Source organism: Sulfitobacter aestuarii (genome assembly GCF_042685005.1).
GTDB classification, from domain to species: domain Bacteria; phylum Pseudomonadota; class Alphaproteobacteria; order Rhodobacterales; family Rhodobacteraceae; genus Sulfitobacter; species Sulfitobacter aestuarii.
This window is the reverse complement of the sequence record NZ_JBHUMP010000011.1, coordinates 69,780-95,719: the sequence shown is the minus strand read 5'-3', so window position 1 is coordinate 95,719 and position 25,940 is coordinate 69,780. Positions and strand designations below refer to the sequence as shown.

Annotated in this window: 24 protein-coding genes; 7 read left to right on the top strand and 17 right to left on the bottom strand. The window is 64.6% G+C overall.

All coding sequences use genetic code 11. The features are described 5' to 3' along the window. Positions 1 to 8 precede the first annotated feature (8 nt). From ACFSUD_RS13250 to ACFSUD_RS13220, 7 genes are all read right to left on the bottom strand, one after another. Complete coding sequence (locus tag ACFSUD_RS13250; RefSeq protein WP_386375082.1) at positions 9 to 779, bottom strand: TfuA-like protein; 771 nt, start codon at positions 777 to 779, stop codon at positions 9 to 11. Next, a complete protein-coding gene (locus ACFSUD_RS13245; protein ID WP_386375081.1) occupies positions 776 to 2,002 on the bottom strand; it encodes a YcaO-like family protein in 1,227 nt (408 codons plus the stop codon). The genes ACFSUD_RS13250 and ACFSUD_RS13245 overlap by 4 nt, the downstream gene beginning before the upstream one ends. A gap of 9 nt (positions 2,003 to 2,011) precedes the next feature. Further along, positions 2,012 to 5,011 (bottom strand): cyclic nucleotide-binding domain-containing protein, encoded by a 3,000-nt coding sequence (locus ACFSUD_RS13240; protein WP_386375080.1) that lies wholly within the window; start codon positions 5,009 to 5,011, stop codon positions 2,012 to 2,014. A gap of 57 nt (positions 5,012 to 5,068) precedes the next feature. Next, the gene (locus ACFSUD_RS13235) at positions 5,069 to 5,878 is read right to left on the bottom strand and encodes a DUF2182 domain-containing protein (RefSeq protein ID WP_386375079.1); all 810 of its coding nucleotides are present in this window, start codon (positions 5,876 to 5,878) and stop codon (positions 5,069 to 5,071) included. A 10-nt stretch (positions 5,879 to 5,888) separates the two neighbouring features. Further along, positions 5,889 to 6,542, bottom strand: a complete 654-nt coding sequence (locus tag ACFSUD_RS13230) for a DUF1326 domain-containing protein (RefSeq protein WP_386375078.1) — start codon at positions 6,540 to 6,542, stop codon at positions 5,889 to 5,891. 235 nt (positions 6,543 to 6,777) lie between these two features. Beyond that, a complete protein-coding gene (locus ACFSUD_RS13225) occupies positions 6,778 to 7,641 on the bottom strand; it encodes a mechanosensitive ion channel family protein (RefSeq protein ID WP_386375077.1) in 864 nt (287 codons plus the stop codon). A gap of 149 nt (positions 7,642 to 7,790) precedes the next feature. Further along, positions 7,791 to 8,102: an ETC complex I subunit gene (locus ACFSUD_RS13220; protein ID WP_386375076.1), complete on the bottom strand. Its 312-nt coding sequence runs from the start codon at positions 8,100 to 8,102 to the stop codon at positions 7,791 to 7,793. A gap of 144 nt (positions 8,103 to 8,246) precedes the next feature. Here ACFSUD_RS13220 and ACFSUD_RS13215 point away from each other — a divergent pair, with 144 nt between their 5' ends. Together ACFSUD_RS13215 and uvrB are read left to right on the top strand one after the other, a co-directional pair. Further along, positions 8,247 to 8,531, top strand: coding sequence for an antifreeze protein (locus ACFSUD_RS13215; protein ID WP_386375075.1), 285 nt, complete (start codon positions 8,247 to 8,249; stop codon positions 8,529 to 8,531). 121 nt (positions 8,532 to 8,652) lie between these two features. Continuing rightward, positions 8,653 to 10,854: an excinuclease ABC subunit UvrB gene (uvrB, locus tag ACFSUD_RS13210; RefSeq protein WP_386375074.1), complete on the top strand. Its 2,202-nt coding sequence runs from the start codon at positions 8,653 to 8,655 to the stop codon at positions 10,852 to 10,854. Positions 10,855 to 10,914: 60 nt separating this feature from the next. Here the strand turns inward: uvrB and ACFSUD_RS13205 are convergent, their stop codons facing one another. After that, a complete protein-coding gene (locus tag ACFSUD_RS13205) occupies positions 10,915 to 11,271 on the bottom strand; it encodes a PRC-barrel domain-containing protein (RefSeq protein WP_386375073.1) in 357 nt (118 codons plus the stop codon). Positions 11,272 to 11,488: 217 nt separating this feature from the next. On the opposite strand from ACFSUD_RS13205, the gene ACFSUD_RS13200 reads away from it, so the two are divergent. Both ACFSUD_RS13200 and ACFSUD_RS13195 read left to right on the top strand, forming a co-directional pair. Next, on the top strand, positions 11,489 to 11,674 hold the full coding sequence (locus tag ACFSUD_RS13200) for a PLDc N-terminal domain-containing protein (protein ID WP_386375072.1): 186 nt from the start codon (positions 11,489 to 11,491) through the stop codon (positions 11,672 to 11,674). 140 nt (positions 11,675 to 11,814) lie between these two features. Continuing rightward, positions 11,815 to 12,486 (top strand): hypothetical protein, encoded by a 672-nt coding sequence (locus ACFSUD_RS13195; RefSeq protein WP_386375071.1) that lies wholly within the window; start codon positions 11,815 to 11,817, stop codon positions 12,484 to 12,486. A gap of 14 nt (positions 12,487 to 12,500) precedes the next feature. On the opposite strand, the gene ACFSUD_RS13190 is transcribed toward ACFSUD_RS13195, so the two are convergent. The 3 genes from ACFSUD_RS13190 to ACFSUD_RS13180 form a co-directional block, all read right to left on the bottom strand. After that, on the bottom strand, positions 12,501 to 14,795 hold the full coding sequence (locus ACFSUD_RS13190) for a glycosyl hydrolase family 28-related protein (protein WP_386375070.1): 2,295 nt from the start codon (positions 14,793 to 14,795) through the stop codon (positions 12,501 to 12,503). A gap of 198 nt (positions 14,796 to 14,993) precedes the next feature. Continuing rightward, positions 14,994 to 15,407 (bottom strand): DUF4864 domain-containing protein, encoded by a 414-nt coding sequence (locus ACFSUD_RS13185; protein WP_386375069.1) that lies wholly within the window; start codon positions 15,405 to 15,407, stop codon positions 14,994 to 14,996. A gap of 58 nt (positions 15,408 to 15,465) precedes the next feature. Next, positions 15,466 to 17,046 (bottom strand): lysine--tRNA ligase, encoded by a 1,581-nt coding sequence (locus tag ACFSUD_RS13180; RefSeq protein WP_386375068.1) that lies wholly within the window; start codon positions 17,044 to 17,046, stop codon positions 15,466 to 15,468. Positions 17,047 to 17,165: 119 nt separating this feature from the next. Between ACFSUD_RS13180 and ACFSUD_RS13175 the strand changes: the two genes are divergently transcribed. After that, complete coding sequence (locus tag ACFSUD_RS13175) at positions 17,166 to 17,588, top strand: tellurite resistance TerB family protein (RefSeq protein ID WP_386375067.1); 423 nt, start codon at positions 17,166 to 17,168, stop codon at positions 17,586 to 17,588. Between the two features lie 99 nt (positions 17,589 to 17,687). Here the strand turns inward: ACFSUD_RS13175 and dacB are convergent, their stop codons facing one another. From dacB to ACFSUD_RS13155, 4 genes are all read right to left on the bottom strand, one after another. Continuing rightward, positions 17,688 to 19,190 carry a D-alanyl-D-alanine carboxypeptidase/D-alanyl-D-alanine endopeptidase gene (gene dacB / locus ACFSUD_RS13170; protein WP_386375066.1) on the bottom strand — a complete coding sequence of 501 codons (1,503 nt, stop codon included), beginning with the start codon at positions 19,188 to 19,190 and terminating at the stop codon, positions 17,688 to 17,690. A gap of 113 nt (positions 19,191 to 19,303) precedes the next feature. Next, positions 19,304 to 19,918 (bottom strand): nicotinate-nucleotide adenylyltransferase, encoded by a 615-nt coding sequence (locus ACFSUD_RS13165; protein ID WP_386375065.1) that lies wholly within the window; start codon positions 19,916 to 19,918, stop codon positions 19,304 to 19,306. 77 nt (positions 19,919 to 19,995) lie between these two features. Next, positions 19,996 to 21,546, bottom strand: coding sequence for an alanine/glycine:cation symporter family protein (locus ACFSUD_RS13160; RefSeq protein WP_386375064.1), 1,551 nt, complete (start codon positions 21,544 to 21,546; stop codon positions 19,996 to 19,998). Positions 21,547 to 21,561: 15 nt separating this feature from the next. After that, a complete protein-coding gene (locus tag ACFSUD_RS13155) occupies positions 21,562 to 22,002 on the bottom strand; it encodes a universal stress protein (protein ID WP_386375063.1) in 441 nt (146 codons plus the stop codon). A 296-nt stretch (positions 22,003 to 22,298) separates the two neighbouring features. Between ACFSUD_RS13155 and ettA the strand changes: the two genes are divergently transcribed. After that, on the top strand, positions 22,299 to 23,954 hold the full coding sequence (gene ettA, locus ACFSUD_RS13150; protein WP_386375062.1) for an energy-dependent translational throttle protein EttA: 1,656 nt from the start codon (positions 22,299 to 22,301) through the stop codon (positions 23,952 to 23,954). A gap of 154 nt (positions 23,955 to 24,108) precedes the next feature. Here ettA and ACFSUD_RS13145 read toward each other — a convergent pair whose 3' ends face one another. Beyond that, positions 24,109 to 24,399 carry a hypothetical protein gene (locus ACFSUD_RS13145; protein ID WP_386375061.1) on the bottom strand — a complete coding sequence of 97 codons (291 nt, stop codon included), beginning with the start codon at positions 24,397 to 24,399 and terminating at the stop codon, positions 24,109 to 24,111. Between the two features lie 170 nt (positions 24,400 to 24,569). Here ACFSUD_RS13145 and ACFSUD_RS13140 point away from each other — a divergent pair, with 170 nt between their 5' ends. Then, positions 24,570 to 24,782, top strand: coding sequence for a hypothetical protein (locus ACFSUD_RS13140; protein WP_386375060.1), 213 nt, complete (start codon positions 24,570 to 24,572; stop codon positions 24,780 to 24,782). Between the two features lie 172 nt (positions 24,783 to 24,954). On the opposite strand, the gene ACFSUD_RS13135 is transcribed toward ACFSUD_RS13140, so the two are convergent. Then, positions 24,955 to 25,929, bottom strand: a complete 975-nt coding sequence (locus ACFSUD_RS13135; RefSeq protein WP_386375059.1) for a response regulator — start codon at positions 25,927 to 25,929, stop codon at positions 24,955 to 24,957. Positions 25,930 to 25,940 lie beyond the last annotated feature (11 nt).

Genomic DNA, 25,940 nt, shown 5'->3' with positions numbered 1-25,940 from the left:
CTGCGGTTTCAGCCAAAGGAGCCGCCCTCTCCGAGCAGGCGATAGCCCCCGGACTGCGCTTCCGGCTCGGCGCGGCGCCGCCGCCATTGCGCGGTGAAGCGCAGCCAGAGATCGGAGCGCTCGAAATGAAAATTGCTGCGCGGCGCGGGGAAATCCGCCGCGGCCATCCGGTCGAGCAGCGCCTCGGCGTCCCGCGCCTTCTGATCGACCATATGGCTCTCGATCAGCCCCCGCAGATGCCGCGCCCGATCCTCGGGCAGGTCGAGCGCCGCGATCACGCTCCGCCAGGTTCTGTCCTTGAAGAACTGCGCCTTTCCTGCCCTAAGCAGGCGCGCCGCCAGCGTCGCGTCGATCGCCCCGGCCCGCAGCGCCGCCGCGCAGGTGGCGCGCAGGTTGACCATCGCGAGGCTCAGCGGCGGATAGCCAAGCGCTTCCGGACCATGCGCCAGCGCCACCTCGTCATCATCGCGCAGCGTGCCGTCCCGATAGGCCGCATAGATCTCCCCGATGCCTGTCATCCCGAAAACGTCAAGCTCCGCCGCCCGCAGCGCGCCCATGCTTGCCGCGCCGAACACCGCGATGCCCCGGCTCAGCGCGAAGAGGATTTCCTTGTGCCAGACCGAGGGCATACCGTCGAAATAGCCGTCGATGATCCCGATGGCGCGCGGCGCCTCCAGTGCGGCGAGATAGACATCGCCCTGCCGCACCGGCGCCCGCGGTTCCAGCGTTTCGGGAAGCGTTTCGAGATGGGACAGCGAGGGCCCGGCGAAGACGATCATGCGCGCCCCCGGTCGATGTGGCGCGCCCGGGCGCCGGGCACGTAGCCTGCGTCATCATGCGGCGCTTCGAGCCCGGGGATGATTACCCGCACCACCGGGATGTCATGCTCCGAGCGGGCAAGATCGACAAGCGCCACCTCGGCGATCCCCGCGCGCTGCAGCAGGCGCAGGAGATGGTCGAGATCCTCCTGCAGATGCCGGTTGCGGCGGCTCGGCACCGCGACGAAGCGGCGTCTACCGGGCGGTGCGTCGAACAGCGCGGCGAAGCTCTGCGCCTTTTCCGCCCTCCCGGCGCTGCCATATTCCGCCAAGGACAGATCCTCGCGCGCACCGGAAATGTAGTTGAGCCGCGTCTGCGCCGCTTCGGTACAGGCGCGGCGCAGCGCGATGGCGCGGTCGGGATGGCTACCGGAGCCGAGGCCGAGATGGCCCTCCCCGCCCGGCTCCCGGATCACGCAGAGAAAGCTCGCGATGCCGATGTCCGAGGTCACGTCCCAGAGCGCCGTCTCCAGTCCGGCCCGCGCGAAACGCGCGATCAGCCCAGGCAGTTCGGCCCCTTCAAGGCTGTCGGGATCGAGCCGTGTCGCGCGCCGCGCCGACAGGTCCTGCCGATGCCAGAGCGCCAGCGCGTCGCGTTCGATAACCTCGCAGATGCCATGGCAAATCGCTTCGAGCCGGTGATTGCCCGACGCAAGCCCGTTGGTGCTGGCCGGGAAATGTCCGGCCCCGGGCGGCAGCGGATGGGTGTAATCGGCATGGACCATCTCGCGCGGCACCAGTTTCGGCCCGGTGCCGAGCAGGTCCGACGCCTGCACCCAATGCAGACGCTCATGAGAGTCAAAACCGCCGCCGCGCTGCGCGGGCAGGCGCGCCAGATCGACGAAATCATGTCTGCGCGCGAGGTCGGCATGGCTTGCGAAAAAGACCGGCCCGTCGAAATGCTCCGCATGCCAGATCTCGATCGCCTCCATCAGGGCCGAGGCGGCGGCCTGGGCCCGGGTCAGCCCCTTGCCCTGTGACACCGCGATCGAGCGCGCATTGGGACGGATCGCCAGCATCACCGGCAGGCCGATCCGGTCGAGCCCGGTAACATCGGCAAGCCGGGTGATGCCGAAACGCCCCATCAGCGGCCGGATGCGCCGCAACGTCGTCTCCGCCGAGCAGATCCGGTGCAGCCCGCGCTCGAGCCGCTTTTCGTCACCCGCTTCGCACGCAGCCTCCATCGTTGCCTCCTATTGCGGCCGGTCGAGATAGCCGATCAGGTTCTGGATCAGCCGGAACGCGGTGCGCGCATCGGTTTCGACCACCGAAAGGAAGTCCCCGGCATCGATGCGCAACAGCAACAGATCGCCCTGCGCACGCATGTCGAGCCGCCGCGGATCGTTGCGCAAAAGGCCAAGCTCGCCGACCAGCGTGCCTTCGGGGGGCCGCAGGATGAAGGCGACCTCGCCGGTCTCGGTCCGCTCGATCAGCTCCACCGCGCCACGATAGATCAGGAAGGCCCCGTCGGGCAGATCGCCCTTGCGAAAAACGTAGCTGTCCGCGGCAAATTCCACCCAGCGGGCGCTGAAGGCCAGCATCCGCAATTGTTGGCGACTGAGATCACGGAACAGCGGCGCCTTGCGCAGCGCCTGGAACTTGCGGTGCAGATCATCGCGCGCCTCGCCCTCTTCCACACCGCCAAGCTCGTCGCCCAGCGTCACGATCCGGCCCCTGCGCAGCTCCAGCGCATGATCGTGATGTCCGCTTTGCGGCAATTCCGCCTCGAGCTGAATGATCGTCGCCTCGGGCAGAAGATCGCGCAGCGACGCGAAGGCGCGGCTGCGGGCGGCCTCGTCGTGGCTCGCCAGCGCGCGTTCGAGGATCAGGATGGCGGGCCGTTTGATCACCGCCTGGCTCAGGCTGATCTGCTCCATGAGCTGCGGCGAGAGATTGGCGCCGCGCAGCCCGGTGGGCAATTTGCGGATCAGCTCGGACAGCGTCAGATCGTCGAGCCGCGCGCCGAGTATCTCCACCACCAGCGCCTTGATCTCCTCGCGCCGGGGCCGCGAGGTCGGGGCGATCTTGCCGAAAATCATGTTCTCGAAGACGCTGAGCCGCGGGTTCCAGGCGGTCTCGTCAAGCGGCATGAAACCGGTCGTCAGCACCGGATCGGCCTGTGCCGTCGCGCCGCGCCGCGCCGCCACCACCGCCTGTTTCAGCGCGGCGGAGAAATCCCCGTCGAAATGGCTGGCGGGCAGGTTGAAGACCAGCGACAGCAGCAGCAGCTCGTCGGCGGCCCGGCTGCGCGACCGGGCGACGGAGCGCCCGTCGCGGCGTTTGAGCACCGGGCGCAGCCGGGCCAGCAGCTCCTTCGGCAGGCCGAGACGGCGAAACAGCGCGCTGCCGGTGGCCTCCGCGTCGAAGACCTCGATCAGCATCCGCGCCAGCGCCACCGCCTGCGTCAGCACCTGATCGCGCAGGCCGAGCGTGTCGATCAGCGCCGCGAGCAGGCGGCCGGTTTCCTCGGGAAGCCAGCCGTCCCTGCGCGAAATGGCGAAGAGCAGGTTCTCCGGCAGGGTCAGTTCATCGACATAGACATCCGTGCCGAAGGCATGGATCGCATCGGCAAGCCCGGCCTCGCGCAGCCGCCCGCGCACCGCCAGTCTGGCGTCGATCAGCTGCTCCTGCAGGGCGCGTTCCTCGGGTCCGGCAAGCCTGCGGTCGAGCACCCGGCTCAACAGGTTCTTCTGCGCTCCGGTGATGGTCACCAGCCGCTGCCAGTCGCCCTGCGCCGCGACCAGCAGTTCCGCGGCACCATTGGCCGGACGCCAGGGTCCGTCGGCGCGGTCGAGACTGTTGCCGCTGCGCAGCGCCTCGTTGAGCGCCACGCCGTCGAGCTGTTCCTGCGGCGCGGTGCAGAGCGGCACCATCACGTTATCCCCGACCGTGCCGTCAAAGACATGCACCGCGGAATTGACATGGGCGAGAGTCGCGGCGATGCGCGTCTGCGAAAAATCCGTCAGCGCCGTGCCGTCGATCAGGACCCGCCCGGCGCTGGGGGCGAGCTCGCGCAGCAGCAATTGCGAAAAAGCGCTGCGGTCCTCCTCGTCCTGGGCCAGGATACAGGTCCAGCTGCCCGGGGCGATGGCCAGATCCACATCGTTGAGCAGGCTGCGCCCGCCTTCGTCCTGCAGCACCACCCCCTCAAGCGTCAGCGCCGCCTGGACCGGGATGTCGGGCGCCGCGGCATCGGGCTCATCTGCGAGAAAATCGCCGAGCAGTTCGGCCGGGGCGAAACGTTCGATGATCAGGTGATAGCGCTGCGCCATTTCCTGCACCGCGGTGTAATAGGTCAGCAGCTCCTTCCAGGGGCTGGACAGGTCCTTGAAGGCCGACAGCGCCGCGACCAGCGCGCCGATGGTGAGCTGCCCGTTGATGACCAGCAGACCGCCGACGAGGAAATAGAAGAACGGCGTGAGCTGGGTCAGCAGGTTGTTGATGAACTTGAGAAAAAATTTGCGGCGGTAGATCTCGAAACGCGTGTCGAAGAGCCCGCCGAGGCGCTGTCCGATCAGCGCCATGCGGTAGCGCCAGCCGCCGTGCTGACGCAGGATCGCCGCCCCCGCCGCAAGCTCGCCGATATCCGAGGCCAGCACCCGGACCTGCCGGATGCGGCTGCGGTTCAGCAGGTTGATCCGCGCCTGAAGCCGCGGGATCAGCCAGGCCTGCACCGGGATCAGCGCCACGGCGGCAAGGCCGAACCAGAGGTTCTGCACGAAGAGAAACAGCAGGATCGTCGCCATCTGCCCGGCCTGCAGCAGCGGATGGGCAATTGCATCGCCCATGATCCCGCCGAGCGGTTCCGCCTCGGCGGTGACCATTGAGACCAGCTCGCCCTCCGACACCCGGCTCTGATAGCTGCGCGGAAAGCGCAGGATGCGCCCGATCAGCGTATAGCGGAACCGCCGCAACAGCCGTTCGGCGAGCACACCCTTGTAGCTGTTGACCCGCATCTTCAGCAGGCCATGGGCGATGACCGAGGCGAGGAAAGCGAGGCAGAGCGCGATCAGCAGCGTCGTCTGGGCCATGTCGAGCCCGAGATACCGCAGGTTCGGCGCGGCGGCGCCGATGGCGTCATTGATGATGCGTTTGGGGAGTTCGAGGGTCAGGTAGAGCAGCGGAAACAGCAGCAGCGTCAGACATGTCAGAATGAATTGGTCGCGTTTCGAATGGGTCCAGATGAATGACATCAACGAGGGTTCCATCTGTTCACTATCACACGAACTGCCCATACCACATAGCTTTAATCAGCCCGGACCGACCGCGCCCGGCAGCATCACCGCCAGCCCCGCGGCGATCAGCACTGCCCCGACCAGCGCGGGCAGAAGCGGATGGGCGGCGGCGCGGCGTTCGAGCAGCACCAGCAGGGCAAGGCCGAGGATCCACCACAGGTTCATCACCCCGCCCGCGAAGAGCAGCAGCATCAGCGCCCAGCAGCAACCGAGGCAGAAGACCCCGTGATGCGCGCCCATCCGCGCCGCGCCGTGCAGGCCGGGGCGGTAATGGCGCGTGAGGAATTGCGCGGGCGACTGGCATTGCCGGAGACAGGCGCGTTTCAGCGGCGTCAGCTGGTAGAGCCCGACGGCGACGAGCAGCAGTCCCACCAACATCTCGCCGCGCAAGGCCATCATGCCGGAGGCGAAGGCCGCGCTGTCCCGCAGGCCCCAGTGCACCAGCACCGCCAGCGCGCTGAACCCGGCCCAGATCGCGAGGTATCCGGCCCCGAATGCCGCGATGGCGGTCGTGACGGCGCCGCCCCTGTCCGAGACGCGTCGCAGGGCGGCGAAGAGCAGGATCACCGGCGCCGCGCTCGGCAGCATCATCGCGATCATCATGATCCACCACATGGCGAAAAGCGCGAGGATGCGTGCGAAGCCCCATTGCTCGGGTGCCGCCATGCGCATCGGGTCGCCGAGCCTGCCGCCCATCGCGGTCATCTGCGGCAGGCTCATCGGCATGCCGACGCCGAACCAGGTATAGAGCGCGGCCGCCAGCCCCAGCCCCGCGACCAGCGCCAGCGCGATACGCTCCTCGCGTGTTCCCGTGCGCCGCGCCATCGCGCGCGCCTCAGGCCGCTCCGGCGTGGCCGCGTTGCACGCCCTGCCCGGTCAGATGCAGATGCGCGAAATGCGCGTGGCTGTCGTCGAGCGGATCGAAGGAGATCGCCCCGCCCCGCAGCCGGGTGCGGCCGCTGGCCATCTCCGCCTCCTCGAACTCGAACCCGTTGGGCAGCTTGATCAGCGCCCGGTGCGGCTCTCCGGTCACGATATGGGGCACCGGCTGCAGCGCGATGTCGAAGATCCCCTCGACCGAGCCTTCGCCGACGCGCCTGTCGATATCCATCTCCACCCGGATCGGCGCGGTCAGCGTCTCGTGCTTCGTCGGGCACATCTTGGCATAGACGAACCACATGGTGGCCATTTCCTCGGTGTCCTGTCCGGTCATGATCGCCTCCAGCGCGGCGCGCTGCGCTTCGCTCGTGCCTTCATCGACGATCAGCTGCATCTCGCCGTTGCCTTCGTGAATGGCCCCCGGCCAGTGATAGACCGCCGCCGCGCGCAGCCCGTCGAGCCGTGTCTCGCCGTGATGGCCGCTGTCGATCTCATAGACGACCGCCGCCTCGCAATGGCCCTTGCTCGGCAGGACGCCAAACTGGCAGGGGCAGCCGAAGTTGCAGTTGCAATTGACCGCTTCGCGACCGTTGATTTCCCAGGGTGTCATGAACTGGCTCCGCATAAAGGCGCCGGATGGCTCCCGGCGCGGTTTCGCTCCGATGCCCGACATGCGGCCTTCCCGGCCGTCTTTTCATGCCCCGAAGAAATTCCAGATACTCGCGAAAATGCCCGGGACCGTCCCCGGCCCCCAAACGGACGCCGCAGCCGGTCCTCATGATAACGAGCGGCAGTATAGCCCATCGCCGCCGCGTCAGCCTGTGTCAGAGATCACATTGACCGCGTCAATCGCGCTGCAGCCCTTCGGGCAGCGGTTCCTTGAAGGTCAGCGTGCGATAGGGGAAGGGAATTTCGATCCCGGCGTCATCGAGGGCGCGTTTGACCGCGGCGACGACCTCGTCCTTCGATCTGCGCACTTCCACCGGTGTCGATCCGGTCCACCAGGTCACTTCGAAATTGATCGAGGAATCGGCAAATTCCTGAGCGAAGATTTCGATCGGCTTGTCCTCTGCCGTGACCGTCCCGCAGCGCTCCACCGCGTCCGCGATCACGCTGCGCGCCTCATCCACGTCCTCGTCATAGGCGACCCCGCAGATGATCGTCACGCGGCGCAGATCCTGTTCGGTGCGGATCCTGACCGGATGTTTGAATAGGATCGAATTGGGCACGATCACCAGCTGCCCGTCGGTCTGGCGGATATGGCTCTCGCGGATGGCGATATGCGACACCTTGCCCTCGAGCCCTTCGCATTCGATATGATCGCCGATGCGCATCTCGCGGCGGAACAGGATGATGATTCCGGCCAGGAAATTCTCGAACACGTCCTTGAAGGCGAAACCGATCGCCACCGAGCCGATGCCGAGACCGGCCAGGATGCTTGACGGGGTGAGCCCGGGGAAGACGATGATCGCCGCCACCATGATGCCGAAGACCCAGACGAGGATCGAGCTCAGCAGCGAAAAGAGCTCCTTCAGGCTGGGCCGCAGACGGGTGCCGCGCAGGGTCCGTTCGATCAGGTACTTGATCAGTTTCGACAGGCCCCAGGTCAGCAGAATGACCAGCAGGGCCACGACGATCTGGGGCAGCAGCTCGATTGCCGAGCGGGCGATGTCCCTGAGCTGCGCGAGAAGGATCTTTACCGGTTCCAAATGACTTGCCCCATCTTTGCAGGATAACACATGCAGGCCGGGATTGGTTCAAATCGGTTGTCGGCGCCGGTCCGGATCGGTTGCGCCGTGATCGTCGGACAATGTCACCGTGAGGGTCACAGGCCCGACGTAGCGAAGCCGTAATGCCCTCAATGCGTCCAGGCGCCGCGCCGTCCGGTTGCGAAATTCTCGCCATAGCCGCCGGGGCGGACGTTGGGTCTGCGTTTGTTGGGTTCGAAGACCTGCGCGTCGATGCCGTTTTCGCGGGCATATTCCACCGCTTCTTCCAGCGTATCGAACTGCAACCGCACCTGGCTCTGCGTGTCGTTCGAGGAGGTCCAGCCCATCAGCGGGTCGATCTCGCGCGCGTTTTCATGGGGGAATTCCAGCAGCCAAACCCGGGTCTTGGCGGATCCCGAAGACATCGCGGTCCGGGCGGGTTGGAAGATACGTGCGCGCATGGGGCTGCTCCAGTCTGAATGGCTGGGCGTTTATCCGATATTCCGCGCAGGGGGGCAAGGGCAGGCGCGAATTCCACACCGCCGCCCTTGTCGTGCCGCAGCGCAGCATTAATTGATGTGATACCCTTTCAGGAGCCCCCCGCAATGTCGCCCTTCACGCTCTTCGATCTCAATCTGCGGATGACCGCTCTGATGCTCGATACCCAGGCCGTTATCGCCCTGCGCCTGCTGGCGATTGGCGGTATTCTCCCCGCGCGGCGGGGGGAGAACCAGCGGATGCTGGCGGAAAAGGCCCCGGCCTGGAACGAGGCCTGGAGCGCCGCCACCAGTGCCATGCTGGCCGGGCAGCGACCGGATCAGGTGCTGGCCGCGTCAATGGCGCCGCTGGGCCGCAAGGTGCGCGCCAATCGCAAGCGGCTGAGCAAGTAGCGCCTTGCCCGCGCGGTCGTCTCGTGAAGCGGCCCACCGGCGAAGCAGCCGGCCCTTGAATATGCGGTGAAACATGACACCTATGGGGAGGTCCCGAACGCGGCCGGAGTGAGGATCCCCCATGCCCTATGCCCATACCGAAAAGTCGCAATCCATGCCGATGCTGCACGCACCGGCACCGGATGTGCGCAACCGCCCGAAGCTCGAAGGCGGCAAACGGTTCAAGCTGCATACCGAGTTTTCCGCCGCCGGTGACCAGCCCACCGCCATTGCCGAGCTGAGCGAGGGCGTGCGCAACGGCGAGCGCGACCAGGTGCTGCTCGGCGCCACGGGCACCGGCAAGACCTTCACCATGGCCAAGATCATCGAGGAAACCCAGCGTCCGGCGATCATCCTGGCGCCGAACAAGACGCTGGCGGCGCAGCTCTATGGCGAGTTCAAGGGTTTCTTCCCGGAAAATTCGGTCGAGTATTTCGTCAGCTTCTACGATTACTATCAGCCCGAAGCCTATGTCGCCCGCTCCGACACCTATATCGAGAAGGAAAGCCAGATCAACGAGCAGATCGACCGGATGCGCCATTCGGCCACCCGCGCGCTGCTTGAACGCGACGACGTGATCATCGTCGCCTCGGTCTCCTGCATCTACGGCATCGGCAGCGTCGAGACCTACGGCGCGATGACCCTCGATCTCAAGGTCGGCTCTTCCTATGATCAGCGTCAGGTGATGGCCGATCTCGTTGCCCAGCAATACAAACGCAACGATGCCGCCTTCCAGCGCGGCTCCTTCCGGGTGCGCGGCGATTCGCTTGAAATCTTCCCGGCCCACCTCGAAGACCGCGCCTGGCGCCTGTCCTTCTTCGGCGAGGAGCTGGAGAACATCACCGAATTCGACCCGCTGACCGGCGAAAAGACCGATACGTTCGATCAGATCCGGGTCTATGCCAACAGCCACTACGTGACCCCGAAACCGACGATGCAGCAGGCGATCATCAGCATACGCAAGGAGCTGCGCATCCGGCTTGACCAGCTCGTCGCCGAGGGCAAGCTGCTTGAGGCGCAACGGCTCGAACAGCGGACGAATTTCGATCTGGAGATGCTGGAGGCCACCGGCGTCTGCAACGGGATCGAGAATTACTCGCGCTATCTCACCGGGCGCGCGCCGGGCGAACCGCCCCCCACCCTGTTCGAATTCATCCCCGACAACGCCATCGTCTTCGCCGATGAAAGCCACGTCTCGGTGCCGCAGATCGGCGGCATGTACAAGGGCGACTACCGGCGCAAGTTCACCCTGGCGGAGCATGGGTTCCGCCTGCCCTCCTGCATGGACAACCGCCCGCTCAAGTTCGAGGAATGGGATGCGATGCGCCCGCAATCCGTCTTCGTCTCGGCCACCCCGGCGGCCTGGGAGATCGAACAGGCGGGCGGCGTGTTCAGCGAACAGGTGATCCGCCCCACCGGGCTGATCGATCCCGAGGTCGAGATCCGCCCGGTCGAGACACAGGTCGATGACCTTCTCGACGAGGTGCGCAAGGTCACCGCCGACGGCTATCGCACGCTCTGCACCACGCTGACCAAGCGCATGGCCGAGGATCTGACTGAATACATGCATGAACAGGGCATAAAGGTGCGCTACATGCACAGCGACATCGACACGCTGGAACGCATCGAGATCCTGCGCGACCTGCGGCTGGGCGCCTTTGACGTGCTGATCGGCATCAACCTCTTGCGCGAGGGCCTCGACATCCCCGAATGCGGGCTGGTGGCGATCCTCGATGCGGACAAGGAAGGCTTCCTGCGTTCCGAGACCTCGCTGATCCAGACGATCGGCCGCGCCGCGCGCAACGCCGAGGGCCGCGTCATCATGTATGCAGACCGGATCACAGGCTCCATGGAACGCGCAATCGGCGAAACTGAACGCCGCCGTACCAAACAGCTCGCCTATAACGAGGAACACGGGATCACGCCGCAGACGGTGAAGAAGAATGTCGATGACATCCTTGCCGGGCTTTACAAGGGCGACACCGACCAGTCGCGCGTCACCGCCAAGATCGACAGCCGCGCGGCGGGGGGCAACCTGCAGGCGGTACTCGACGGGCTGCGTACCGACATGCGAAAGGCCGCGGAGAATCTCGAATTCGAGGAAGCCGCGCGACTGCGCGACGAAGTGAAACGTCTCGAAGCCGTCGATCTGGCCATCGCGGATGATCCGATGGCGCGACAATATGCGGTGGAAAAGGCGGTGGACGATGCGCAGAAGGCCAGCGGCCGGAGTACCATGGGCCGCGGCGGCATGCGCGGCGGGGTCAAGCGGCGCAAGCGCTAGGTTTCACGCAAAACTCCCGCGCCATTCCTGACGCGGGAGCCCATCGAATATTTGCCATTTTCAGAACCAGTAGTACGGCACGCCGTAATGATCGAAAGTGCGCTTCTCCCAGGCACGGTCGCGCTGCCAATCATCGCCGCGATCCGGCGCATCGCGCAGCTGCGCTTCGGTGATATCGGTTACGAAACCTTCACGCGCCGGATCATAGCGTAGAGCGTTCCAAGGCACCGGATGGTGATCCTCGCCCAGCCCCAGAAACCCGCCGAATCCCATCACCGCATAGGCGACATTGCCGGATTTCTTGTCGATCATCAGGTGATCTATATGGCCGACCTGGGTCCCGTCGGCGCCATAGACAGCAGTGCCATTCACATCGTTCGAAGAAACCATCGATGCTGCAGAGGATGTCCCAGTCATAGCATGTTCCTTTCTGTATGGATGTCCCTGCTATCAAAACGCCGCAGCGGTTCGAGATGTTCCGCCTGTCATGTTCACATCACACCACCCGGACCCCAGCTGGCACCTGCTTTGCGCAAACTGTTGAGCGGGAGGCGAAACCCATGGGCGGAACCAATGCCGCGGCCCCCGTGTTGAGCCGCCAGACAGCAATCGAAACAGATTTCGGAGCACCAACATGGAATATGGTATTCTCGGCCTGATCGTGCTGATCGCGGATATCTACGCGATCTACCAGGTCCTCACGTCCGGCAGCTCGATGCTGGCAAAGGTCATCTGGACACTGGCAATCATCATTCTGCCGGTCCTTGGCTTCATCGCCTGGCTGATTGCCGGTCCGCGCGGCGGGTCCGTCCGCACCTGAGGTCGTCTCTGCGCCGCCACGAACCGACCACTACCCAAGCCCAAGGCCCGGAGCATCGCTTCGGGCCTTTTTCTTTTCCCTCCCGCCTGCCGTAACGCTTTCTTAACCGCCGTTAACCAAGATCGGACGCGGAGGAGAAGATGCGCTGCCGATTGTCCCTCGCCATCCTGTCGATCTGCCTTGCCGTCAACGTGGCGCAGGCAGGACCATGGCTGCGCGATGAGGGAAGCGGTTTCACCTCCCTGTCCTATTCGGGCACCTATTTTCTCGACACCGCCCAGGCGAATTACCTCGAATACGCATGGCGGGACGACCTCACCCTCGGCGCCGATATCTCCTTTTATACCGACCGCTACGGCGCCCCCTCCGGCGAGGCGACCCTGTTCTTCCGCCGACCCCTGAGTGATTCCGAAAGCGTGCATCGCTTCGCCTATGAGCTCGGTCTCGGCGCCCGCTGGTCCCAATTCGCCCTCTTGCCGCACCTCAAAACCGGCCTGTCCTGGGGGCGCGGCCTGACGCTCGGCGAACGTCATGGCTGGAGCAATATCGACGCCGCGATCCTCTGGGACCTTGTAGAGAAAAGCCACCGGATCAAGCTCGACAGCACCATCGGCCTGTCCTTCAACGCGCGTTTTACCGGCATGATGCAGCTCTACCTGACCCACGAAAACACCCGCAGCTATGCCAAGCTCGCCCCGGCGCTCGTCGTCGCCCTGGGCAAGGGCAAGACCCGACTGCAGATCGGTGCGGAAATTCCGCTGCGCAACCGTTACGACACTGCGCTCAAACTCGCGCTCTGGCGCGATTTCTGACAGCATTGCGCCCCTCACCGATTGTCCATCCGCACCCCGAGCAGCACCTTGCCCTTGCCCTTGACCGGCTCCGGCCAGACCAGATGCAACTCGTCCCTCTGTGGCCCCTGCGCCAGCTTCACCCAAGGCATGGCATGGCGCGTGACATTGCTGCCGTCGCGGATCGCCCCCTGCGCCACCAGATGATCAACGCTCAGCGCCTGCCCCCGGAACGGCAGCCGCCCCGCCGTGCCGATCACCCAGGTATCCGACACGCTCCCCTGGCTGAAGCTGATCTCGGCGGCGTTGCTCACCTGTTCGCCCACCGCGTGGAAGGAATTGCCGCGCATCACCACATCCTTGCAGCGCGACATGTCGAAATCGGCGAAACTCGTATCGATGCGCTCGACCCGGTCGATGGCCCCGTTGATGCTGCGGAACCGGTTGCCGGTGATCGTCACCCCGTTGAGGAAATGCCCCGCTCCATGCGGCTTGACCACGATATAGCTGAACCAGGGCGCCACCTCGCCAGAGAGGAAGATATTGTCGGTGATGCTCAGCGCGCTGAAGGAGAAACCGCTGGTGAAACCCGGCGTCGGGTCGCGCTCGTTGGTCCATTCGATGAAGCAATTGTCGATGTAATTCCCGGTGACGATGCCGGAAACGTAATTCTCCGCCAGCACCAGCCCGGCCGAGCGCACCCCGTTATCCACGCCGTCTCCCTGGAAGAAGTGATTCCCGGTGATGATCGGGTTACCACCGCCCAGAACGGCAAAATGGCGGAACTTGGTCGCCCGGTTGTCGCGCAATTTGACGTCGTTGGAATTGGCGTTGAGCGCGATGCTGCTGCGCTGCGGCACGTCGAGCGCATCCTCCCCCGACAGGAACTGGCAGCGATCGATCAGCATTCCCTGGCAGCCGGATCCGATCGAGGTCAGCCCGCGGTCCTTGGGACGACTGACGAAGCAATCGCGCAGATGGAAAGTGATCCCCGAGGGCGCGAGGTTGATGCCGCTGCAGCGGTTGTTACATTGCAGCTCGACATCCGCGAGCACCATCTTGCTGAGCGAGGCGAAACCGCTGAAATCGACCAGATACCGGTGCTTGCGGAAGGTGAAATTCTGCGTCCCCGCCGCGTCATGGAGCGGCGCGCTGAGCGTCACCTGCCCGGTCGCGACATTCTTTGCCTTCACATAGATCTCGCGCCCCACCCCGGTGCCGATTACCCGCGCACCGACCGGCACATTGGCGACATTGACAACATTGCTCAGCCTGCGCGCATCCGAGGGCGTATAGCTCGCCTGCGATGTCACCTCGACGTCGTCCCAGGCCGCGCTCGCGGCCGCTTCGAGCTGTCCGTTGCGGATCACCCGCCGGGTTGCATAGCTCGTCTTGTCCGGCACCGCCGCCTGCATGTCGAGCGGTGCCCGCACGCTCACCTTGCGCCCGCCCATATCCAGTGATTCATGGTCCGAATTGCTCAGCAATGCCTGAAACGCCTTCAGGAAGCCCTGCTCCTCGTCGCCAAAAGCGGCGATATACTGCGGCAGGCCGAAATCCTTGCGCAGCAGCAACATCGCCGTGGCGGGCATGCTGACTTGCCCTTCGAACCGCACCGGCGCATCGAAGGTCACATCCCCCAGAAGCCGATAGACCCCCTCTGGCACCAGCACCTCGCGCCCCCCTGCCGCCGCATTGGCTGCCTCGAAAGCCGCGGTGTCGTCGGTGCTGCCATCCCCGACAGCGCCGTAATCGCGTACATCCACCCGCGCCAGCATGTCGCCCAGGAACACTGAGGTCACATCCTCGACCACGAGATCGTCGATCCGCACCACCCCGCCGTTCTGCCCGGTCAGATCAAGCCCGACATGCCCGTAAAGCGGCTGTGTGCCCCAGACCATATCGACACCGCTGCGCAGCCCACTGCCGATGATCGCGCTAACCTCGACCACCTCGCCATAGCTGCCAAGCGCCACTGTCGGCCCGTATTCCGCAACGCCAGTGACCCTGGAACCGTCCGCATGCGCCGGATAGGCGGCGATCTGCACCGCCGGAAGATTGCCGCTCACCGCCTTTATTCGCGCCGTGACCCGCAGGTAACACCCCGGCAACAGCGGCGTCTCGCCCATGTAGCGCAATCGTTGCACGTCATGAATTTTCTGCAGCTCCAGCGCCCCGCCGAAATCCTGATCCGCCGGGACGAAGGCCGCGTTGGCCGCATTGGCATAGGTGTCCGAACCCGGCGTGCCATCGCCGCTGGAATAGACGTCGAGACCCTGTGCAAAAACAGGCGGCATCAGCGCCAGCTCCTCGGTGATCGCCTTGTTCATCTATATCCCCTTCCCGGACCTTCGCCCGACGCTGTGTCTCCTTTTGCCCCGGACAGCTCCGAAGCAGGATCAAGGGATATCAGTCATTTCCTAACGCCACCGAAGCCCGCCGTACGCCGCAAAAGCAACACCGGAATATTTCCAGGATTCCGAAACGTTTTCTTCCAAAGAAAACAACTAGTTACGCAAAGTCCAAGGCTATACCGCAACCCCAGGCCGCGGCAGGATCCGCACCGCCGCGATCCGCCAGCCGTCGGCGCCCTGCTCCATCGTATAAGCCAGCAGATGCACCCGCCCCTCCGCATCGATGATCTGCACAAGCTGCTGAAAGCCACCGTCCCCTTCACGCAATTGCAGGAACCGCAACTCCGCAGGCCGCCAGACCATCGGATAGCCCTCGGTCACCATACGGCCGAAATTCTGCGGCGTGCCGAACAGGCTCTGCAACCGGGGCGAGGCAAATTCGAACGCCGTGGCGAAATCATCGGCTTTGAATGCCTCGATCTGTCGGCGGATCACATCCTCGATCGGCCCCTCCTGCGCCGCCGCAGCAAAGCTCAGCAGCGCCGAGAGGCACAATCCCGCCAGTCCGGAAATCCACCCGTTGCGCATCTCCCCTCTCCCGCTCTGCCCCATGATAGCAAGTCACGGGGCAAAGCGGCGGAGAGTTTCAAGCCGCGGCGAGCTTGCCCGCCAGCGCGTCGTCGATCAGCGCCACGGTTTCATCGACGCCGTAAAGCGCGATGAACCCGCCGAACCGCGGCCCCTGGCTGGCGCCGAGCAGCACTTCGTAGAGCGCCGTGAACCAGTCGCGCAGCGGCTCGAACCGCTCCTTGCCGACCGCGAAGACCATGCTCTGCAGCGCCTCGCCGTCAAGCCCCCCGTCCCAGACCTTGAGCCGGTCGCGCAGATCGACAAGCGCTTCGCGTTCCAGCTCGCTCGGGGCGCGGAACACCTTGGTCGGCCTGACGAAATCGTTGTAATAGCGCACCGCGTGCCCGGCCGCGGCATCCATGCCGGGGTTGGTCTCCGGCGTCGCCTCAGGCGCATAACGCTGGATGAACCCCCAGAGCTGCGACTTGTCCTCGGCGCTCGAGACCGAGGCAAGGTTCAGCAACATCGAATAGGGCACCAGCATATCCGACTTGGGCACGTCGCCGCCGTGGATATGCCAGACCGGGTTGTTGAGTTGCGCCTTGATATCCTGCGTTTCATAAGCGCGCAGCTGCTGGTGATATTCATCGACCGCCTTGGGGATCACGTCGAAATACATGCGCTTCGCGGTCTTCGGCTTGAGATACATGAAATAGGACAGCGATTCGGTGCTGGCATAGGTCAGCCATTCGTCAATGGTCAGGCCATTGCCGCTCGATTTGGAGATCTTCTGACCATTCTCGTCAAGAAACAGCTCATAGGTGAAATGCTCCGGCGCTTTCGCCCCGAGAATGCGACAGATACTGTCATAGATCGGCGTATTGGTGGAATGATCCTTGCCGTACATCTCGAAATCGACCCCGAGCGCCGCCCAGCGCGCGCCGAAATCGGGCTTCCACTGCAGCTTCACATTGCCGCCGGTGACCGGCAGCGTCATCTCGGTGCCGTCCTCGTCCTCGAAGGTGATCGTGCCGTCCTTGGCGTTGACCTCCTTCATCGGCACATACATCACCCGCCCGGTCTCGGGATGGATCGGCAGGAAGATCGAATAGGTCTGCCGCCGCTCCTCGCGCAGCGACTTCAGCATCACCGCCATGATCTCGTCGTATTTCTCGCAGGCGCGCAACAGGATCTCGTCAAACTGCCCGGTGCGGTAGAATTCTGTGGCCGAGTAGAATTCATACTCGAAACCGAACGTGTCCAGAAACCGCCGCAGCATGGCGTTGTTGTGATCGCCAAAGCTGTCATGGGTGCCAAACGGGTCCGGCACGCTGGTCAGCGGACGCTGCAGATGCTCGGCGAGTTTTTCCGGGTCCGGCACGTTGCCCGGCACCTTGCGCATCCCGTCAAGGTCATCGGAAAAGCAGATCAACCGGGTCGGAATGTCGCTGATCGCCTCGAAGGCGCGGCGGATCATCGTGGTGCGGGCGACTTCGCCGAAAGTGCCGATATGCGGCAACCCGGAAGGGCCATAGCCGGTCTCGAACAGCACATAGCCCTTCTCGGGTGGCTGTTTCGCATAGCGTTTGAGCACCCGGCGCGCTTCTTCGAAAGGCCATGCCTTGCTGGTCATTGCTGCGTCGCGCATCTCGGACATCTCGGATTCCCACATGTTTAGCCCCGCCGCACATCGCGCGGAGTCGCGCCCGTTCCTATTGCCTCCCCCCGGTTGCGTCAATATTCTGCACTGCAACACAGCCGCCAAAGGATGCGCCCATGCCCGAAGATACCTCCCATTCGCTGAGCGCGCAGGATTCGCTGCTGGCGCTGATGATCGCGGTCTCCGCCTCGGATGAGAACATCCGCACCGCCGAGCTGATCAAGATCGAGGCGGCGGTGAACCTGCTGCCGGTCTTCTCCAATTACGACAGCGACCGGATCTCGACCGTCAGCAAGACGGTCTTCGACCTTTTCGAACAGGAGGACGGGCTCGACGCGCTGTTCGGGCTGATCCGCGAGTCCCTGCCCGAACGGCTTTTCGAGACCGCCTATGCGCTGGCCTGCGACGTGGCTGCCGCGGATGGCCGGATCGAGGAGGCCGAGCTGCGCCTGCTCGAGGAGATCCGCTATCAGCTCAATCTCGACCGGCTCCATGCCGCCGCCATCGAACGCGGCGCCAGGGCGCGCCACGTCACCTGAGCATCTCCTGAAACTTGGGTTCTAGAGTATTTGCAAAAGGGTGAAGCACCGTAGGATGGGTGCTAGCACCGATCACGGCATCACGCCATCACAACACCCTCAACTCCCGTAGAGCGCCCCCCAGCGGGCCAGCAGCGCATATTGCACCCGCTTGGCCCGGCCATTCCAGGCCCGCGCCCCGGGCGGGCCTTCGCGCGCCTCGCGGGGGATCTTGTTGCGTTCCTCGATATCGGCGGCGAAGATCGCGAAGACCATGTCGGTGCCGTCTTCCGCCGTGAGGTAGCCCGCCAGACCGGAGACGAAATTCAGCGTGCCGGTCTTGGCGACGATCTGGATCGGATGATCGGGCTGCGGCCGCCCCTTGGCGTCGCGCAGCGCCACTTTCTTGAGGATCGGCCGCAGCCCGGCGCCCTGCGCCGCGATCAGCGCCCTGGTCATGTCCGCCGCGCTTAGCAGGCTGTCATCGCCGAGCCCCGAATGATCGACCAGCTTCGGCGCCGTGAGGCCCAGCTCGGCGATCGCCCAGCGGTTCATCTCCGCCGCCGAGGCGCGCAGGCTCTCCACCTTGCCGATCCGCTTGCCGGTAGCCGCCAGCCCGACCATCTCGGCGGTCAGGTTGGTGGAATATTTCAGCATGTCCCTGAGGATCGAGGTCAGGCCGTCGCTCTGCAAGGTCGCGACCACTTCGCCCTCGGGGCGGGTTTGCACGATTTCGTGATCGCGCAGCCTGATGCCCTGCGATCCGGCCAGCGTCGCGAAGACATCCGCCGCGTAGAGCCCGGGTTTGCGCACCGGCAGCCAGCGGGCGCCGCCCGTACCCAGCGCCGTGCGCGCCACGGTCCAGTCCTCGCGCTGCCCGCCGTCATGATAGGTATAGACCGGGCCACGCCGGTCGACCACTTCCATCGACGCCATGCTGACGCTGGGGCGGTGCCGCGCCGAGCGCCCTTCCATTGTCACGTCATAGCCGCTGCTTGCGCGTTTCCACTCGAAATGCACGCGGTTGTAATTCAGCGCCAGCGCCGAGACGCCCGGGTTGTAGCCGACATGATCGGGCTGTTCCGGATCGATCTGCGCCTGGACCGGGAAATCCGCCTGATAGACCTTGAGCCCGCCCTTCACGCCATGGATGCCGGCCGTCTTGAGCTGTTCGGCCAGATCCGCCAGCCCGTCGGTATCGAGCGTCGGATCGCCGCCGCCGACCAGCACCAGGTCGCCCTGTACTTCGCCATCGACAATGCGGCCGGTGGCGAGCAGCCGGGTTTCGAACCGGTGTTCCGGACCCAGTGCGTCGAGCGCATAGAGCGCCGTCAGCGCCTTGGCGACGCTGGCGGGCGGGCGGCCTTCCTGCGCGCCCTCCTCCTCGAGCCGCAGCCCGGTCCTGGCATCGGCCACCGCGAAACTCACCTTGCCGGTGAGGTTCTGCCCCTTCAGGATCTCCGCAACGCTGGGGATCGCCTGTTTGTAATGATCGGTGCCGCGCAGCACCGGGCGCAGCGAGGCCTCGGGCGCCTGCGCCGCCGTCTCTGCCGCACCACCTCGGGTCGCCAGCAATGCCGCCGCCGATCCGAGGAAAAACCGTCTGGAAATCATTCTGCTCATGCAGCCGAGTTAAATCGCAGCGCGCCTCCGTCCACAAGCACCTGCGGATCAAATATGCAAATCCCCGCCAGCCCGGCTGGGCACGCGGTGCCCCGCGCCGGTCGCGGCGCGGTTCAGCGGGTCCGCGCGGAGCTCCACCGCCCGGCGGCGCGGATCGCTGAGGAGCTGATATCGACCATCGGCACGTTGACGAAACACCAGGCCGGCGGGGGGGCATGGGCCAGAAGCTGGCTCTGGTTGCCGGGAATCCGGTCATTGGCATAAAGCGCCGCCGCCCGGCTCATCCGCGCCGAGATCCGCTGTCCGGGCCGGGCCAGCACCCCGAGCGGCACCTGCGCCATGATCCGCCGCCAGTCCTGCCAGAGATGGAGTTGCGCCAGGTTGTCGGCCCCCATCAGCCAGACGAAACGCACCCCGGGGTAGAGTGCTGCCAGCCGCGCCAGGGTCTGCGCCGTGTAGCGCGTGCCGATCCGCGCCTCGATATCGGTGACCGTGACCCGCGGATGCCGCATCACCGCGCGGGCATGCGCCATGCGCTGTTCCAGCGGTGCGGGCCCGTGTTCCTTCAGCGGGTTGCCGGGGCTGACCAGCCACCAGACCCGGTCGAGCCCGAACCGCTTCAATGCTTCGCGGGTGATATGCGCATGGCCCGAATGCGCCGGGTCGAAAGAGCCGCCGAGCAGCCCCACCACCTGGCCGGGGGCTGCATATGGATAGTCATGGCGCAAGAAAACGGCCCCCGAATTGCATCAGGGGCCGAATGGAGGGGCAAGTACCCGGTTTGTCAATCGCGTTTAGGGCGCGATCAATGGGCGTGGCGCACGATCTCCCCGGTCTTGAGACGCCCGAAATAGCTCTGCATCTCGCGTTTCACCACCGGCATGAGGAAATAGAGCGCCGTGATGTTGATCACCGCCATGGCGAAGATCATCGCGTCGGAGAAGTCGATCACCGCGCCGAGTTGCGCCGCCGCCCCGACTACGATGAAGAAGCAGAAGATCAGCTTGAAGGTGAGCTCCTTGTTCTTGCCCTCGCCGAACAGGTAGGTCCAGGCCTTGAGACCGTAATAGGACCAGCTGATCATCGTCGAGAAGGCAAAGAGCACCACGGCGATTGCCAGCACATAGGGGAACCAGCTGAACCCGGTGGCAAAGGCCGCCGAGGTCAGGCTGACGCCGCTCGATCCGTCAACGGTCTGGATCGCGGTCCCGGCCTCGTTGAGCACGAAACGCCCGGTCTCCGGGTCCATCACCAGCACACCGGAGATCGTGATCACCAGCGCGGTCATCGTGCAGATCACCACCGTGTCGATGAAGGGTTCCAGCAGCGACACGACGCCCTCGGTGATCGGCTCCTTGGTGCGCACCGCCGAATGGGCGATTGCCGCCGAACCGACCCCGGCCTCGTTGGAGAAGGCCGCCCGTTTGAACCCCTGGATCAGCGCCCCGACGAAACCGCCTGCCACACCGAGCCCGGTGAAGGCACCCGCGAAGATCTGCCCGAAGGCCCAACCGATCTGACCCGCGTTCATCACCAGGATGACCAGCGCCGCGCCGACATAGAGGATGCCCATGAACGGCACCACCTTCTCGGTCACCTGCGCGATCGACTTGATCCCGCCGACGATCACCACGAAGACGACAGCGGCGAAGATCAGCCCGGTGATCCAGCCCGGATAATCGCCGACGATGCCGGAGATCTGCGCATGGGCCTGATTGGCCTGGAACATGTTGCCACCCCCCAGCGCGCCGCCGATGCAGAAGATCGAGAAGATCACCGCCAGCACCTTGCCCCCGGGCAGGCTGCGTTCCTTGAACCCCTTGGTCATGTAATACATCGGACCGCCGGAGACATGGCCGTCGGCGAATTCATTGCGGTATTTGACCCCGAGCGTGCATTCGGTGAATTTCGACGCCATGCCGAGCAGCCCGGCAAGGACCATCCAGAAGGTCGCCCCGGGCCCGCCGATGCCCACGGCCACCGCGACACCGGCGATGTTTCCGAGCCCGACGGTGCCGGAAAGCGCGGTCGCCAGCGCCTGGAAATGGCTGACCTCGCCGGCGTCGTTCGGATCGGAATAATCGCCCTTCACCAGCCGGATCGCATGGCCGAAGGCCCTGATCTGGATGAAGCCGAAATAGAGTGTGAAGACGCTCGCCGCGACCACCAGCCACAGCACGATCCACGGGAAAGCGGTGCCCGGCAGCGGCGCGAAGATCAGGTTCACGAACCAGCCCGTCGAACTGGCGAAGGTATCGTTGATCCGCTGGTCGAGCGTCAGTGCTTCCTGCGCCGACGCCAGGCCCGGCAGGCCCAGCGCGGCGCCGAGGAGCCCGAATTTCAGGGTATGTCTCATCTTGCTCACCTCTGTTCAGGGAATGATTGTGACCGGCACCGAGGCCGTCGCGACCAGCCGCCCGGTCACCCCGCCAAACAGCCGTTCCTTGATGCCCCGCGCGCCGAGCCGCCCGACGACGATCTGGCTCGCCCGGTTCTTCTGCGCGACATCCTCAAGGATCTCCGCCACGTCGCCGTGTTTCACCAGCCCGCTGACATCGAAACCCTCCGCCTCGGCCGCCTTTACCGCCGGATCGATGACCCGCTCATGCGCCAGGGCGAGTTCCTCCTCGCGCCGCTTGTGACGCTGTTCGTTTTCCTCAGGAGTCTGGAAGGAAAACGGTGACCATTCGATCACGTAACACAGAACGATCCTGGCATCGCTGATCAGCCTGGCCCGGTCCTTGGCGAATGCCAGCGCCCGGGCGCCGGCCTCCGACCCGTCCAGACCCACAATAATCGTGGTATTCGACATGAATATTTCCCTGTTGCTGCGCCGCTTGCAACGCGCATCCCCGTCGATGCTGGCGCGCGGGCGGCCATGGACTCCGACCGCGTCCGTTGCGGGACAGGGCCGGAATCCCGCGACGATAGCGCAAATTCGCGCAAATTCCGAACATTTTAGCGAAAATCACTGCAACGTCCGCCGCCGCAGGGCCGACAGGGCACCCGGTCCCGGCCCCCGCGCGCCGAAACGCCGCTGGCGTTGATCTTGTGTCGAGGGGGAGATATTGCGGTGCAAACCCACTTTGGACCAGTCAGGAATCTACCATGGCCGCTTATCAATATGTCTATCACATGTCCGGAGTGTCCAAGACCTACCCGGGCGGCAAGAAGACCTTCGAGAACATCCATCTCAACTTCCTCCCCGGCGTGAAGATCGGTGTCGTCGGCGTCAACGGTGCCGGTAAATCGACCCTGCTCAAGATCATGGCCGGGCTCGACAAGGATTATACCGGCGAGGCCTGGTCCGCCGAAGGCGCCAAGGTCGGCTATCTGCCCCAGGAGCCCAAGCTCGACCCCGCGCTGACGGTGCGCGAGAACGTCATGCTCGGCGTCGCCGGGAAGAAGGCGATCCTCGATCGCTACAACGAATTGGCGATGAATTATTCCGACGAGACCGCTGACGAGATGGCCAAGCTCCAGGACGACATCGACGCGCAGAACCTCTGGGATCTCGACAGCCAGATCGACGTGGCGATGGAGGCCCTGCGCTGCCCGCCCGACGATGCCGATGTCACCTCGCTCTCTGGTGGCGAGGCGCGCCGCGTGGCGCTCTGCAAACTGCTGCTCGAAGCGCCCGACATGCTGCTGCTCGACGAACCGACCAACCATCTCGATGCCGAGACCATCGCCTGGCTGCAGCAGCACCTGATCGATTACAAGGGCACGATCCTCATCGTCACCCACGACCGCTATTTTCTCGATGACATCACCGGCTGGATCCTCGAGCTCGACCGCGGCCGCGGCATTCCCTATGAGGGCAATTACTCCGACTGGCTGGAACAGAAGGCCAAGCGGCTGGAACAGGAGGCCCGCGAGGACAAGTCCAAGCAGAAGACGCTGGAACGCGAACTCGAATGGATGCGCCAAGGCGCCAAGGCGCGGCAGGCCAAGTCCAAGGCCCGGATCAAGTCCTATAACGAGCTGGCGGAGCAATCAGAGCGCGAGAAGCTCACCCGCGCACAGATCGTCATCCCCAACGGCCCGCGGCTCGGCAACAAGGTGATCGAGGTCGAAGGGCTGAAGAAACACATGGGCGACAAGCAGCTGATCGACGGGCTCGACTTCTCGCTGCCGCCCGGCGGCATTGTCGGCGTGATCGGCCCCAACGGCGCCGGCAAATCCACCCTGTTCAAGATGCTGACCGGCCAAGAAGAGCCCGACGCGGGCACGATCGAATACGGCGAGACGGTGGATCTGTCCTATGTCGACCAGAGCCGCGACGATCTCAACCCCGACGACAATGTCTGGCAGGCGATCTCCGGCGGCGCCGAGCTGATCAAGCTGGGGGATGCCGAGGTCAACTCGCGGGCCTACTGCTCCTCCTTCAACTTCAAGGGCGGCGATCAGCAGAAGAAGGTCGGCCTGCTCTCGGGCGGTGAGCGCAACCGCGTGCATATGGCGCGGCTGCTGAAATCGGGCGGCAACGTGCTGCTGCTCGACGAACCGACCAACGATCTGGACGTCGAAACCCTGCGCGCCCTCGAGGACGCGCTGGTCGATTTCGCCGGCTGTGCCGTGGTGATCTCCCACGACCGGTTCTTCCTCGACCGGATCTGCACCCATATCCTGGCCTTTGAGGGCGAGGCGCATGTCGAATGGTTCGAAGGCAACTTCGCGGATTACGAAGAGGACAAGAAGCGGCGGCTCGGTGCCGATGCGCTGGAGCCCAAGCGTCTGAAACACAAGAAGTTCGTGCGGTAGGGAATGTTGGGTGGATAGCGAAAGGCGGGAGTTTCTCCCGCCTTTTTTTTGGCATCGGGTGACATTTAGGGTGTCTTGCGCGCGCCGGATGGGGGTCGATTAATCATTGATGGGTGAAATCACCCATCCTGCTTGGTACCGCACTTCGGTCCTTTTAAACCTCGGCAACCACCGCGCCTTTCATCTCGCCGGTCATCCGGGCGAAATCCTCGCTATGCACCTTGCGGCGAACCTCCTCGATCGCCTGCTCCGCGGCATCGCGGGTCGCCTCATCGGGCCATTCGCTGATCGCCGCCGAGGTGCGTTCGCTGGTACGCACCACGGTCACCCGGCTGGCGCCGAGTTCCTTCAGCGCGGGCAGCCGCTTCTCGCGGATGTTCTGCATCGCCACGTCATAGTCGTTACCGTCCGCGATTTCCCAGGTGGTTATCGTGACATATCGCATGATCTCCTCCTCCTCTTGCAGGCCGACAGTCTACGTCAATTCCGCTCAAAGCGACAGCGAACGAAAACGGCGGTGCCCCCGCCTGCCAATTTCCCGTCCCCGGCCCGAATTTCGCCACATATTCACGCTCTTGTGGCGGATATCCAACCGGATCGACAGGGGAGCAGCACATGGCAATCGCATCGTTTCTGATCGGAGGAATCGCGGGCGTGCTGGCGTTTCTCGGCAGCCTGCTGCTGCTCGATACGAGTTTCCTGGCGGCGCTCGGGCTTTACATGGGGGTCGGCACGGCGGTCAGCCTGCTGAGCCTCTGCATTGCGATGCTGGCGCAGTCGCGTAGCGGCGAAACAGCGGAAACCGCGCGCGCACCGGCATCTGCCTGAATCGGCCGACAGGACCTGTCTCGGGCGTTGCACGCACGCGGCCGACCCCGGATATCCAAAATATACCTGAACAGGTCACACCGATCCGGGCGGCGCAGGACGTGCCTTCCCGGCGTGGAAGAAGCGCCCCCCTCGGCAACAGCGTAAGGGGCCGCAACCCGGCCCCCTGCCGCTATGCCTTGCGCTCGATCACTGTTTCGAGCCGGGCGAAGAGATCGTCTTCGCTGTCGCGCGCCAGCCCGTGCAGCGGGTCGAAGTGTGCCAGATGATCGCGCAGACGGTCGCTCGCCGCGAGACCGGACCACAAACGCTGTTCGCTCACCGCCCGGACACGCAGCACCGGCGGCATCATGATCCGGCTGCTGCGCGGGTTCCAATGCAGCATCAGATGGCTGTCGATCCGCTCGGCGAGCCGCTGCAGATCGAGCCGCTGGCGCCCCAGCACCACCCCGACAAAGCGCCCTGAACCGGCATAGGCGAGGCGGAAATTCGACTCCGTCAGCCCGTCGATCGCGGCGCGGGCCACCTGTTCGAGATTGTCGCGGAAGGCCGCGGCCTTGACCGACCGATAGATCCCCCGCGCCCCTTCGACCTCGATGGAAAACAGCGACATGGAGAAACAGCCCGCAGGCAGGCGCAGCAGGTAGTTCTCCAGCGACAGGAAGTCGCTCACCTCCTCGACATCGAGCGCGAACCCCTCGTCGAAGCGGATCTTCGCCATCTCGCTGAGCTCGGCCAGCGTGTGCTGGGCATTGCGCTCGCGCAGCAGGCTGGCGTTGAGCATCCCGGCGGAATTGATCCGCGCGCCGAGCTCGACCCCGTCGAGCGGCTTGCAGATGAAATCGGTCGCCCCGGCATCGAAGGCCCGCAGCATCAGGTCGGGCTCCTTGCTGGCGGTGATCATGATGATTGGCGTAGTCCGATAGCTCTTGCGCGCCCGCAGCACCTCGCACATCTCGATCCCGTCCACCCCGGGCAGCATGATGTCGAGCAGCAAACAGTCGAACGGGCTCAAGGCCCCCTCGATCTTCTCGAATGCGGCCTCGGCGGAATCACAGCAGACCAGATCATATTGATCATGTTCCGTGAGACAGCCTGTCAGCAGGTCCAAAATGACCGGGTCATCGTCAACAGCCAGAATACGCATCTTGTCTCAAC

Coding starts and splice junctions, on each gene's coding strand:
- ACFSUD_RS13195 (WP_386375071.1), top strand. CDS start 11,815: ATGCGCTGCCGATTGTCCCTCGCCATCCTGTCGATCTGCCTTGCCGTC.
- ACFSUD_RS13135 (WP_386375059.1), bottom strand. CDS start 25,929: ATGCGTATTCTGGCTGTTGACGATGACCCGGTCATTTTGGACCTGCTG.
- ACFSUD_RS13155 (WP_386375063.1), bottom strand. CDS start 22,002: ATGTCGAATACCACGATTATTGTGGGTCTGGACGGGTCGGAGGCCGGC.
- ACFSUD_RS13145 (WP_386375061.1), bottom strand. CDS start 24,399: ATGCGATATGTCACGATAACCACCTGGGAAATCGCGGACGGTAACGAC.
- uvrB (WP_386375074.1), top strand. CDS start 8,653: ATGCCCTATGCCCATACCGAAAAGTCGCAATCCATGCCGATGCTGCAC.
- ACFSUD_RS13245 (WP_386375081.1), bottom strand. CDS start 2,002: ATGGAGGCTGCGTGCGAAGCGGGTGACGAAAAGCGGCTCGAGCGCGGG.
- ACFSUD_RS13160 (WP_386375064.1), bottom strand. CDS start 21,546: ATGAGACATACCCTGAAATTCGGGCTCCTCGGCGCCGCGCTGGGCCTG.
- ACFSUD_RS13190 (WP_386375070.1), bottom strand. CDS start 14,795: ATGAACAAGGCGATCACCGAGGAGCTGGCGCTGATGCCGCCTGTTTTT.
- ACFSUD_RS13180 (WP_386375068.1), bottom strand. CDS start 17,046: ATGTCCGAGATGCGCGACGCAGCAATGACCAGCAAGGCATGGCCTTTC.
- ACFSUD_RS13230 (WP_386375078.1), bottom strand. CDS start 6,542: ATGACACCCTGGGAAATCAACGGTCGCGAAGCGGTCAATTGCAACTGC.
- ACFSUD_RS13185 (WP_386375069.1), bottom strand. CDS start 15,407: ATGCGCAACGGGTGGATTTCCGGACTGGCGGGATTGTGCCTCTCGGCG.
- dacB (WP_386375066.1), bottom strand. CDS start 19,190: ATGAGCAGAATGATTTCCAGACGGTTTTTCCTCGGATCGGCGGCGGCA.
- ACFSUD_RS13215 (WP_386375075.1), top strand. CDS start 8,247: ATGTCGCCCTTCACGCTCTTCGATCTCAATCTGCGGATGACCGCTCTG.
- ettA (WP_386375062.1), top strand. CDS start 22,299: ATGGCCGCTTATCAATATGTCTATCACATGTCCGGAGTGTCCAAGACC.
- ACFSUD_RS13200 (WP_386375072.1), top strand. CDS start 11,489: ATGGAATATGGTATTCTCGGCCTGATCGTGCTGATCGCGGATATCTAC.
- ACFSUD_RS13240 (WP_386375080.1), bottom strand. CDS start 5,011: ATGTCATTCATCTGGACCCATTCGAAACGCGACCAATTCATTCTGACA.
- ACFSUD_RS13140 (WP_386375060.1), top strand. CDS start 24,570: ATGGCAATCGCATCGTTTCTGATCGGAGGAATCGCGGGCGTGCTGGCG.
- ACFSUD_RS13235 (WP_386375079.1), bottom strand. CDS start 5,878: ATGGCGCGGCGCACGGGAACACGCGAGGAGCGTATCGCGCTGGCGCTG.
- ACFSUD_RS13175 (WP_386375067.1), top strand. CDS start 17,166: ATGCCCGAAGATACCTCCCATTCGCTGAGCGCGCAGGATTCGCTGCTG.
- ACFSUD_RS13205 (WP_386375073.1), bottom strand. CDS start 11,271: ATGACTGGGACATCCTCTGCAGCATCGATGGTTTCTTCGAACGATGTG.
- ACFSUD_RS13250 (WP_386375082.1), bottom strand. CDS start 779: ATGATCGTCTTCGCCGGGCCCTCGCTGTCCCATCTCGAAACGCTTCCC.
- ACFSUD_RS13220 (WP_386375076.1), bottom strand. CDS start 8,102: ATGCGCGCACGTATCTTCCAACCCGCCCGGACCGCGATGTCTTCGGGA.